The sequence below is a fragment of the Streptomyces sp. NPDC051183 genome, from assembly GCF_040682455.1.
In the GTDB taxonomy this organism is placed as follows: Bacteria; Actinomycetota; Actinomycetes; order Streptomycetales; family Streptomycetaceae; genus Streptomyces.
In genome coordinates, this window is record NZ_JBFBBA010000094.1 from 1 (window position 1) to 8617 (window position 8617).

An 8617-nucleotide genomic window follows, 5' to 3' on the forward strand; every position below is an offset into this window, starting at 1 on the left:
CACTCCAGGCCCGTTTCGCAGCCTGTACTTTCCCACCCGCCGCCTGCACGAACTCCAGACCAAGAACCGCGCCGACCAGCAGGACGCGGACTGGCGCCGGCTCTACGGGCGACGCTCGGGGGCCGAGGGCACCATCGAGGAGTTCGCGGACGGCCATCGCGGACGCCGGTGCCGCTACCGCGGCCTGGCCAAGACGCACGTCCAGCACGTCCTGACAGCAATCGCGATCAACGTCGAGCGGCTGAGTCTTCAAGAACCCGCCGACAGCTCGTACCGGCCCCGCCCTCCCACAGCATTCCAGCAGTACCTCGACGCACGCGACTTACCCCGGCCGCTGTGGTGGCGCCAAGGGAAGTGACGCCCGTCCTCAAGATTCCCGACAGAGTCGCTCACTGCGTGGGAGCCGGCGGATGCATCTCGTGCTGTGTGATCGGTGCGAAACGCTCGTTCCGGAGCACGGTCGCCTCTGACTGGTGCTGGTAGCTCGTCATCGAGTGATCCGAAGGAGGATGCCTGCCAGGGTGAACGCGGCGAGGTAGGTCATCGCGGTCTACGTAGCAGGTGGCGACATGGGCGAGCAGGGCGGTAACGCTCACCCAAGTACCGTCAACAGCCCACCCAGTTCCGCAGCCTGGTCTACACACTCTTCCACGAGCCGCAGTACTCAGGTAGGTGGACCCGCCAACGATCTGAGCCCCAGGCCGGTGGTGCCCTGACCGGCGACGACCCGGTACATCTGCCGGGATCATCACTGCTGCGCGAGCAACACCGCGTTCCAGACTGCCCAGATCAGGGTCAGTGGGAGGAAGACGGGGAGGAAGACCCCGCCGACGATCCGGAAGGGCGGCTTGCCATGGCCCTTCCAGCGGTGGAACATCGCGGCCAGTCCGAAGAGCACCGCGACCAGGGTGGCGGCGACAGGGGCGACGCCGAAGGCCACTTCGTCACCTCCCCGGCGGATGAACATGCTGCAACCGAATGCAACGATGCCAAGTCCGATCACGAAGCAGCAGCTTCCCGTGATCAGACGCCCTGCACGCGCCATCCGGGACAGCGGCTCCGGGGTGTCGGTCGATGCAGGGGGCACGGTCGTCCGCTGGGGTGCGCGCAGCGGCATGGGCGTCGCTGCGGTGATCGTGGGGGCGCCGGCACGCAGGATGGCCAGGGTGCTGTCGACGGTCGGACGCTCTTCGGGGTTCTTGGCGAGGAGGGCGGTGATGAGGGAGGCGAGGAGGGGGTCGGCGTGCTGCATCGGCGGGGGCTCGTGGAGGGCGACCGCGGCCATGGTGGCTGTGGGGGTCTCGCGTCGGAACGGGGAGATGCCCTCGACCGCCTCGTAGAGGGTCGCACCCAGCGAGAACAGGTCGCTGGCGGCCTGGTCCTGGGTGCCCTGGAGGCGTTCGGGGGCCATGTACTCGGCGGAGCCGATGACGCCTCCGGTCGCGGTGAGTCTGGTGTCGGTCTCGTGGACGGCGATACCGAAGTCGGTGAGCAGTACCTGGCCGTCGTCGGTGAGCATCACGTTGGCCGGTTTGAGGTCGCGGTGCACGATCCCGGCGGTGTGGGCGGCCTTCAGCGCCTTGAGCAGCGCGGTCGCGACCTCGCCCGCGCGCGGGCCGGGCAGCGGCCCGTGCGTGCGCAGGTGCTCCTCCAGGGACAACCCCTCGACCAGGCGCATCACGATCCAGGGAGTGTCGTCTTCGATGACCACGTCATGGACGGCGACGATGTGCGGATGATCGCGCAGCTTGGCGGCGTTGCGGGCTTCACGCGCGGCCCGCACCACCCGCTCATGATGTTCGGCACCGGAAGCGGAGGAAGCCTGCTGCGGCAGCCACACCTCTTTGACCGCCACGTCGACGGCCAGCATTTCGTCGTACGCCCTCCACACCCGACCGAATCCGCCTGAGCCGAGTTGTCCGACGAGCCGGTAGCGCCCGCCGACGACCCGCTCCAACCCCTCCTGAGCTCCCAACGCCCCACCCTCTCAGCGAGTTCACCAACCCTGACAGTCCTGACCAGAGCGACGTGTCGCGCATCAGACTTCCACATGCGCAGGTGGTCGATAAGCCCCTTGGACACGTAGGAGAGTGCAGTGCCGCGCCTACCGCAGTGCCTGGTGGAGCAGAAGACAGGCCCCCTTCCGTACGTGCCGGACATGCCTCACGTGTCTCATACCTTCTCGCGACGCGAGATGACGTCGCCGTTCGGCACGCGATGCCGGCAGCACGTCGGATCCGTGGATCGACAGACCCGCATCAACCGGATCGTGCAGGACCCCACCCACACCAGCCCCGTGACCTGCGAAGTCAGGATGAAACGATCTCGGTTCTACTCATGTGCGGTTGACTGCCACGGCTTTGGGCGTGTCTGAGCGGACGGTGTGGAGCTGGCTGTCGGTGGCCCGGCGTGAGGGGCGCTTGTCGGCTCGGACGCCTGCGCGGGTGGGTGTGAGCGCGGATGTCCGTGCGCGTCTGGCGGAGTGGGGTGGGAATGTTGCCGCGGTCCGCCGTGAGCTGGTCGCCGGTGCCCAGCGCTGTGTGGTGAGCAGGGCCGGGTTCGAGTGAGTCCGGCGGAGAAGTGGTGTTCCTCTGTATGGCTGGGCGCCGGCCTTCGTACAGTGGTGGGGGCCTTTCGTATCGATGGGCTTTCGCCAACAGGGGGTCCGTCTTGCGTACACGTTTTGCCGCTGCCGCCGCCACGCTTGCCTTCGGCGCTGGCACGCTCGCTGCCGCACCCGCCGCCGGCGCGGTCGTCCCGGACAGTCAATTCGACGTCTACTACGGGGAGACGTACACCTGGGGCACCATCAAGTGGTACAACCGTTCGGTTGTAGTGGAAGGGACGCACAAGTCGGTCAGCCCGACGAGCTGTCGTGGTACCACGGTCTACACCCTGGACAGTCAGGGCCGGCAACTGAGGGTGGACTGGAGCAGGTACGCAGTGTGCGGTGACAGTGCCCGATTCACCATGACCGTCCCCGCGGACGTTCCCGGCGGAGCGGCGTTCGTGCGAGTCTGCCTCGACAACGGCCGCACCGACCCCCCGGTCACGGCCCTCGCCTGCAAGCGCTACGGACGCCCCTGACGGGCAGGGCACCAGCGGCGCCCGGAGCGCCGCTGACGGCGATGGCCCGCCAGTCCCGTTCCGGGGTTGGCGGGCCCGCCGTTGCCGGGCCCAACTCGCCTGGTCGGGAGCCCGGACCCACATGCGGTACTCCGGAGGAATTGTCAAATTCTGTGGACCGACCGAACAGTCCAATGACCGGTCGATCAAGCGAGCGGCTTGCGGTAACGAACATACTCGTTCTGTCTCCGGAACCCCACGCTCTCGTAAAGATCGTAGGACCGGTGCGGATTTGCCGTGCCCGTGTACAGCCTGGCCGTCGTTGCACCCTGCTCGCGAAGGCTTCGCAGCCCTTCCAGCAGCAGGATCCGGCCGATTCCGAGGCGTCGCTGGTCCGTTCGGACGCTCAGCTCTTCCACCTCGCCCACGGTGTGGTCGTGGCTGCGGATGGAGCAGAGGGCCACGCCGAGCATGTCCTGCCCGTTCCACGCAGCCCTCCAGCATGCCGGGTCGGCGGTGTCGACAAAGTCCTGGAAGGACCATTTCTGAGTGAAACCGGTGTCCGCATACGAATCGACGACCGTCCTCCAGGCCGCACGGTAGTGGCTGGTCCCGATCGGCCCCGTCCGTATCCCGGCCGGGAGTTCGCTGCCCGGCTCGGGCAACTGCTGCAGATCGCTCAGCTCCAGCTCGACCAGACTGAAGACACGTCGGTAGCCGGCTGCGATCAGAAGCGCCGTGGCGTCCTGCTCGGAGACCATGGCGTTCGCACCGATCACTGCCGTCCGCGCCGTGCCATGGTCTTCGACGAGCTGGCGGATCCGCTCTTCGGCCCAGCTCAGCATGGCTGACCCGATGCCCTGGTCGCGATGCTCGGGCAAGAGGTAACCGCGGTGCAGGTAAAGCCACGTATCGTCCCGCTCCTGCCTGTGCGTGCCGAATTCCTCGTCCGCGCAGGTCAGGCCGCGTGCTGGTACTCGTGGATCACGCCGCCGAGACGATCGTGGCGCCGTATGTCGAGGCGGGCGATCTGCTCCGGTTCGGTGATGGGCGATGGCAGTGCCCGCAGCGGGGCGGCGCTGTGGAGCGATCGGTGGGTGCGGTGGTCGTTGTAGTGCCGCTCGTAGGCGAGTAGCGCGTGGCGCAGGTGGCGTTCGTTCCAGATCAGGGTCCGGTCCAGGAGTTCCCGGCGCAGGCTGAGTACCCATCGCTCCATGACCGCGTTCATGCGCGGCATCCTGATGCCGGTCAGGGCGGTCTGGATGCCGGCGTCGGCCAGGATCGCGTCTATGGGGGCGGGGTACTTCGCGTCGCGGTCCCGGATGAGGAACCTGGCCCTGGCGCCTGCGTCCTCCAGGTCCATGACGAGGTTTCTGATCGCCTGGGTGACCCAGAGGTGCGTGGGGCGGGCGGTGGTGCCGAGGATCCGCACGCGCCGCGTGGCGTGCTCGATGACGGCGAGAACGTACTGCCGCTGCCCGGTCAGGGTCACGGTCTCGATGAAGTCCATGGCCAGCAGCGCGTCGGCCTGGGAACGCAGGAAGTCGGCCCAGGACATCGAGGCGCGGTCGGGAGCGGGGTCGATACCCTCCGCTCTGAGGATCTCCCACACGGTCGACGCAGCCACACTGATGCCCAGCAGAGCGAGCTCGCCGTGGACTCTCCGATAGCCCCAGGACGGATTCTCCCTGACCAGGCGCAGGACGAGCCGACGGATCGAGGCGCAGGTGCGCGGACGCCCCACGCGCCGGCGGCGGCCGGCTGCGGCTTGGCGCTGTCGGATCAGGTCGCGGTGCCACCGCAGCACCGTGTCCGGCCGCACAACCAGGCGCAGCCGCTGCAGAACCCCACGCGGCAGCCGTGCCAGGAGCGCCCGATCCTCCGGCGCGAACTGCACCCTCGCCGAGCCCAGTTGCCGCTGCAGCACCGCGATCTGGTGACGAAGGGCCAGGATCTCAACGTCCTTGTCACGATCGCTCAGCGGCAGCAGACGCAGCACGGCGAACGCGTTGGAAACCGTCAGATACGCCAGTCGAAGCAGCACAAGCGATCATCATGCCCTGGCATCCAACATCCACTCCAAGCACCCGACCTGCACGGATGTGGTATCCGGCACGCACAGGATCGCCGACCTCGAAGCCCAGCTCATCAAGTCCGTCTGACCGCCACGGCTCTCCGCATCTCGGCCGCCGGCGGCCGAGATGCCCTGCCAGGCCCGGTATCCGCTCGGACGGATCGGTCCTGTTACCTTCTCCCGCCGGCATTCGTCATAGGTGTGACGGCCAAGTACAAACGGTCGCCACACCAACGAGTGAATCGAGAACCGGATGCTGACCAACATCATGTACGTGACGATCTACGTCACCGATCAGGACCGCGCGCTGGAGTTCTACACCGAGGGACTCGGCCTGGAGAAGCGGCTCGACTTCCCGGGGCCCGACGGACGCTTCCTCGCCGTGGGCATGCCCGACAGCCCGGTGCAAATCATCCTGTGGTCGCATGCGCCGGCCGCGGGACAGCCGGGCGGCGCGGGCGCGCCCGGTCCGCTGATCCTCGAATCCGAGGACTTGCGAAAGGATTTCGAGATCATGCGCCGACGCGGCGTCCTCTTCGAAGAGTCCGAGCCCGTGGACTACCCGTTCGGGGTTCGCGTCGAGGCTGTGGACCCGGACGGTAACCGAGTCTCGCTCCGTCAGCAGCGAAAGCCGTGACCGCCCAGCCGTCCGGCCTCGTGACCGAGGCGTTCGAAGCCCAGCGCGACCGGCTGCGCGCCGTCGCGTTCCGCGTGCTGGGCTCGTACGCCGATGCCGAGGACGTGGTCCAGGAAGCCTGGATGCGCCTCGTCCGCCAGGACGAGGCGACCATTGACAACCTCGCAGGCTGGCTGACGACCGTGGTCGGCCGCATCAGCCTGGATCTCCTGAGATCCCGCCAAGCCCGCCCCGAAACTCCGTACGGGCAAGAGTTCGAGGACCTCGTGGTGGTGCCCGACGACCTCCCCGCGCCGGACGAGCAGGTGGCACTGGCCGATTCGGTCGGCCTCGCCCTGCTCGTCGTGCTCAACTCGCTCACCCCGAGCGAACGCCTGGCGTTCGTCCTGCACGACATGTTCGCCGTCCCGTTCCAAGAAATAGGCCAGATCCTGGGCAAATCCACCGACGCCACCAAGATGGTCGCCAGCCGTGCCCGCCGTAAGGTCCAAGCCACGGACCAGCCGGCGGGCCGCAGCCGCGAGCACCGAGCGGTCGTCCAGGCATTCGGCGCCGCCGCCCTCAGCGGCGACTTCGAAGCGCTCCTGCGTGTCCTCGACCCGAACGTGAAGCTGACCGTCGACACCCCCGATGGCGTGGTCGTCACCCTCGGCGCCACGAAGGTCGCCGGCGGCGCCCGCATGTTCTCCGGCGAGGTCGCCCGCCAACGGCACGTGCTGGTCAACGGCATCCCCGGCCACATGTCCTGGAGCCCCGACGGAAGCCCACTCTCCATCATCGCCTTCAACGTCATCGAAGGCCGGATCACCGGCATCCACATCGTCGTCGACCCGGCCAAGCTCGCCTCGATCGATCTGCCCACCCCGGACTGAGTGGGTCTCGTCAGGGGCTGCCCGTGTATGTGCAAGTCATCCCGGACCGACCGAGCATGACGAGCAGGCGGCTCGGATTCGGGTCGATCCTCGGCGGAGCCAGCTCACGTCGTCGAGGTCATCGGATGGTCGGCCGACCCGCCACTGGCCACGCAGATCCTTCAATCGAGGCCCACGGGGCGTAGAGGCTCTCGCACAACTTCTGCACCAACTGCGGCGAAGAGCAGCACTGGGGAAATCCGGGATCGGCATCAGCCCGCCTTACCAACATCATCGCGGACATGTAATCTACGTATCAGCGCAGGTCAGAGTAACTGCTCAGCTCCCCGCAGTCGGTAAACGCGACGTACAAGGCGCGCTTCTGACCCACCGTGCGGTCCAGACGGAACCAGGCGGGCATCTCGGCGACGAAGGCGTCCGCGTCCGGCCAGGCCGGCGGGACGTGGACCTCGCGGACGGTGTCGATCAGGTCGGGGAAGCGGCCCTCCCGGCGAGCCTGGGCCAGCCGCGAGGACAGCCGCCGGTACATCGGCGGCGTGTGCGGCAGCACGCCCTCGGCCGCGAGGCGGTACATCACCTGTCGCAACGTGACCTTGAGTGGCGCTTACCCGTCGACGATCTGCCGCGCCCGCTCCACGACGAGAGGCCACCGGACCCGTTCACGAGCCATACCGGTACATGTACCCCTGCGCGCGGCAGCCGGCCCCCGGGATCCACCCGCACGTCCTGCGGCACGGTTGCGCGATGTCGCTGCTGCAGGCTGGCGTCGACACCACGGTCATCGCCCTCTGGCTCGGTCACGCTGGCGTCCGCTCCACCGACGCCTACGTCCACGCCACATGACCATCAAGGAGAAGGCGCTGGCGCTGACCGCGCCGGTCACCGCCCGGCCGGGCCGCTACCAGCCCACCGACAAGGTCCTGGCCTTCCTCGACCGCCTGTGACTATGCCGAGGCACCCTCAGTACCTGTTTGTGACCCGTCCATGACAGTCGGCCCGCGAAGTCTTCATCCGGACTGTGCAACTCGGGCCATGGTTCATAGCATCTAGGCATGCCAGAGATATGGATCAGTCTGGATGCTTCGGACCGATGGAGCACCTGGGTGTGGACCGGGTTTCTGACGTTGGTCTGGGCAGGAGTAGCGGCCGCGATCATGCTGTCGGCAGGGCCGGGTTACTCGGAAGCGGAGCGCTGGCTGTGGGCTGGAGTGATCAGCGCGTTTTGGCTGGCCGGAGCATTCCACCTGGTCAACCGCGCATACGGCAGAACGCTCCTGTCGTCTGAAGGGCTGGAGTTCCGTACGTTCGTCAGCCGACGGTCGATCCCGTGGGGTGAGATCACCAAGATCGAGAGGAAGAGTCATCAGACACGTGGAGGGTTCTGCTGGGAGCTGCGCGCCCACCGTGTCCGTGGTCGGTCGGTCGCGATACCCGGCACCTTTTCCAGCCGTGAACGTGACGTCGACTTCGAGCGGAAGCTGGCGGTGCTGCGGAAGTACTGGATCGGCTCTCGCGAGGCGAATGCGCTCGCGAGCGGTCGGATCACAGTGGATGCGCTGAGCACGGGTGGAGGTCCCGGGGCTGGGGGCGAGACGGTAGGTGAGGTGGGGGGCCGTCTGCGCCGCAAGCCGCGTCTGCTGGTCGCGGTGTTGGCTGTTGCCGTCGTCACGGCGGTCATCGGGGTGGTGGCGTTGCCCGCGCCGTTTCAGATTCTTCCGTCCTCGCTGGTCGGGATTCCTGTCATCGTGTGGTTGATCCACAGAGATAGGCGAAGTACCCCTGGTTGAGGGTGGGAAGTGATCCGGGCTGGTGACGCGGGCTCAGGCTGCGGTGGTCAGGGACGGCACTGTCACGTTGTCCGGGCGTCTGGGATGATCTTCGGGTTGTCGGTGTCCGGGAGGGGTGGGGGTTCGTGTCGTCTGCGTCGCCGTCGTACAGGAACCACCGTTACCCGGCCGAGATCATTGC

General features: G+C 67.3%; 9 protein-coding genes and 1 pseudogene. 6 read left to right on the forward strand and 4 right to left on the reverse strand.

The genetic code is table 11. From position 1 onward, the window contains the following. The coding region (locus AB0M99_RS37185) for a transposase (protein WP_365928609.1) at positions 1-358 on the forward strand (358 nt) is incomplete at its 5' end. Positions 359-748: 390 nt separating this feature from the next. Here AB0M99_RS37185 and AB0M99_RS37190 read toward each other — a convergent pair. Next, entirely contained in the window at positions 749-1975 is a 1227-nt protein-coding gene (locus AB0M99_RS37190) for a serine/threonine-protein kinase (RefSeq protein WP_365928611.1), read from the reverse strand. A gap of 695 nt (positions 1976-2670) precedes the next feature. Here AB0M99_RS37190 and AB0M99_RS37195 point away from each other — a divergent pair. Then, complete coding sequence (locus tag AB0M99_RS37195; protein ID WP_365928613.1) at positions 2671-3087, forward strand: hypothetical protein; 417 nt, start codon at positions 2671-2673, stop codon at positions 3085-3087. A 185-nt stretch (positions 3088-3272) separates the two neighbouring features. Here the strand turns inward: AB0M99_RS37195 and AB0M99_RS37200 are convergent. Both AB0M99_RS37200 and AB0M99_RS37205 read right to left on the reverse strand, forming a co-directional pair. Continuing rightward, a pseudogene (locus AB0M99_RS37200) lies at positions 3273-3992 on the reverse strand (GNAT family N-acetyltransferase); the annotation flags it as partial. A 32-nt stretch (positions 3993-4024) separates the two neighbouring features. Then, positions 4025-5110, reverse strand: a complete 1086-nt coding sequence (locus AB0M99_RS37205) for an integrase core domain-containing protein (protein ID WP_365928615.1) — start codon at positions 5108-5110, stop codon at positions 4025-4027. A gap of 283 nt (positions 5111-5393) precedes the next feature. On the opposite strand from AB0M99_RS37205, the gene AB0M99_RS37210 reads away from it, so the two are divergent. Both AB0M99_RS37210 and AB0M99_RS37215 read left to right on the forward strand, forming a co-directional pair. After that, a complete protein-coding gene (locus AB0M99_RS37210) occupies positions 5394-5777 on the forward strand; it encodes a VOC family protein (protein ID WP_365928617.1) in 384 nt (127 codons plus the stop codon). Further along, a complete protein-coding gene (locus AB0M99_RS37215; RefSeq protein WP_365928619.1) occupies positions 5774-6649 on the forward strand; it encodes a sigma-70 family RNA polymerase sigma factor in 876 nt (291 codons plus the stop codon). Before AB0M99_RS37210 ends, AB0M99_RS37215 begins: the two co-directional genes overlap by 4 nt. A gap of 295 nt (positions 6650-6944) precedes the next feature. Here AB0M99_RS37215 and AB0M99_RS37220 read toward each other — a convergent pair whose 3' ends face one another. Next, complete coding sequence (locus AB0M99_RS37220) at positions 6945-7226, reverse strand: hypothetical protein (protein WP_365928621.1); 282 nt, start codon at positions 7224-7226, stop codon at positions 6945-6947. Between the two features lie 101 nt (positions 7227-7327). On the opposite strand from AB0M99_RS37220, the gene AB0M99_RS37225 reads away from it, so the two are divergent. Continuing rightward, positions 7328-7492 (forward strand): tyrosine-type recombinase/integrase, encoded by a 165-nt coding sequence (locus AB0M99_RS37225; RefSeq protein ID WP_365928623.1) that lies wholly within the window; start codon positions 7328-7330, stop codon positions 7490-7492. A 209-nt stretch (positions 7493-7701) separates the two neighbouring features. Beyond that, complete coding sequence (locus AB0M99_RS37230) at positions 7702-8436, forward strand: hypothetical protein (RefSeq protein WP_365928625.1); 735 nt, start codon at positions 7702-7704, stop codon at positions 8434-8436. Positions 8437-8617 lie beyond the last annotated feature (181 nt).